The sequence below is a fragment of the Thermoflexus sp. genome (assembly GCF_025055495.1).
Classification (GTDB): domain Bacteria; phylum Chloroflexota; class Anaerolineae; order Thermoflexales; family Thermoflexaceae; genus Thermoflexus.
Window position 1 is genome coordinate 1 of record NZ_JANWXB010000216.1, and the last position, 1894, is coordinate 1894.

The 1894-nt window shown below is 63.4% G+C and carries 2 protein-coding genes; one reads left to right on the top strand and one right to left on the bottom strand.

Features of this window, described 5'->3' with window-relative positions; genetic code table 11:
* Window positions 1-260: 260 nt before the first annotated feature.
* Entirely contained in the window at window positions 261-797 is a 537-nt protein-coding gene (hpt, locus tag NZM16_RS07170) for a hypoxanthine phosphoribosyltransferase (protein WP_295479614.1), read from the top strand.
* A 299-nt stretch (window positions 798-1096) separates the two neighbouring features.
* Here hpt and NZM16_RS07175 read toward each other — a convergent pair whose 3' ends face one another.
* A complete protein-coding gene (locus NZM16_RS07175) occupies window positions 1097-1768 on the bottom strand; it encodes an HAD family hydrolase (RefSeq protein WP_295479617.1) in 672 nt (223 codons plus the stop codon).
* Window positions 1769-1894: the final 126 nt, after the last annotated feature.

A 1894-nucleotide genomic window follows, 5' to 3' on the forward strand; every position in this document is an offset into this window, starting at 1 on the left:
TGGGGTAGACGTTACGCAGTTGGGCGCCTGTCGAATGAGGTGGAAGGGCCCCACCCCCGTATCCCTCCTCCCCACGGCCTAAAGGGCCGTGGGGAGGAGGGATACGGGGGTGGGGCCCTTCCACCTCATTCGACTGGCGCCCAACTGCGTAACTTCTACCCCAAATTCATCACTGGACAAAGCACGAGAGCCCATTCGTCGAGCCTGCATGCCCTGTGACTATAATCGACGATAGCGGAAACTTCGGATCGGAGGGCGAGATGCGACCTCACCGGATCGAGCCGCTGATTGAGGCCGATGTCCTGGCTGCACGGGTGCGGGATCTGGCGGCGCAGATCTCCGCGGACTACCAGGGCCGGGATCTTCTGATTGTGGGTGTCCTGAAGGGCGCCTTTGTTTTCTGCGCGGACCTCCTTCGGAATTTCCAGGGGATTCATACGCAGGTCGATTTCATCGCCTGTTCCAGCTATGGCGTTGCTACGGAAACCTCGGGGGTGGTCCGAATTCTGAAAGATCTCAACGAGCCCGTGACGGGCCGGGAAGTGTTGCTGGTGGAGGATATTGTGGACACGGGGTTAACGCTACAGTATCTCCAGGCTCATCTGCATCAGCAGCACCCCCGAAGCCTTCGCACGGCCGTGCTGCTGGATAAGCCCTATCGTCGTCAGGTGCCCGTGCAGGTGGACTATCGGGGCTTCGAGATCCCGGATTTGTTCGTCGTCGGCTATGGTATCGATTGGGCGGAGCACTATCGCCATCTCCCCTATATCGGAGCGGTGCGCTTTTTGGATGGTTGAGCTTCGTCCCATCGAGTGGGGAGGGAGGGGAGAAAAAATATTCTTGGGGCGGGGGCGCCGCCTTCGACAGCGCCCCCACGCCCCAAACCCGCGGGAGAGTTCGAACGTGGCACATATTGTGAGCGGGAAAGGCCACCAAGGGCGGAGGCGGGCCGCCTTCGACGGGCTGCCTCCGTCTCCAAAAGCCCTTTAGCTGGCCATTCACTGAGGCTGGGCATCGGATTCGGGCCCGGCGAACGGTTCAAGACAGGCTTTCCGAACCCCAGCAAAGAGATTGGGGGGGCAGGAGCGAAGCCCTCTCAGCGAACCCCGACCTCGTCCAGATGGCGCAACAGGTCCGCCGGATCCTCATACACTCGATAGGCGCCAGCCCGCTCGAGCTCCTCCCGGCCATAGCCTCCGGAGAGCAGTCCCACGCCCAGGGCGCCCGCCCGACGGGCGGCCAGCAAATCCCACACGCTGTCGCCCACCACCACGCATTCCGGAATGGGAACCCCCAATCGCTCCGCCGCGGTCAGGAAGAGATCGGGATCTGGCTTGGCGTAGTGGACATCATCCCGCGTCACGACCGGGACCTGGGGGTTGAGATCCAGGAGATCCAGGATGGGCTGGGCCACCTCGCGGCGCCCGCTGGTGGCGATCGCCCATGGCACTCCGGTTTCGGTGAGCGTCTGAAGGAGCTCCCGGGCCCCGGGGAGCGGGCGAACCTGGGGAAGCATGCGGGCGAAGGCCTCGGCGTGGTGCTGCTGGATCCGGGCCACCTCCTCGGGCGTGACCTCCCGTTCGGTCTCCCGCAACAGTGCCCGGAGCAGCAACCCGCCGCTCATCCCGATGCGCCGGTGGATCCGCCACACGGACAGGGAGATCCCCACCGCCTCCAGAGCTTCCCGCCAGGCCAGCACATGCTGATACACGCTATCGATCAGCGTGCCATCCAGATCAAAGATGAAGGCAGGCCCTCGACGCAGCATTTCGGTTTGTTCCCTCAGCCCAAGCGAAGATTTTAAATCGTGGTTTTGCGGTTGGGAGCCGGTCGAACAGGGTAGAAGGGCCCCACCCCCCTTTCTCCCCCCTCCCCACGGCCCAAAGGGCCATGG

Excerpts from the sequence above, each read along its gene's own strand:
- hpt (WP_295479614.1), top strand. The coding sequence starts at position 261 with ATGCGACCTCACCGGATCGAGCCGCTGATTGAGGCCGATGTCCTGGCT.
- NZM16_RS07175 (WP_295479617.1), bottom strand. The coding sequence starts at position 1,768 with ATGCTGCGTCGAGGGCCTGCCTTCATCTTTGATCTGGATGGCACGCTG.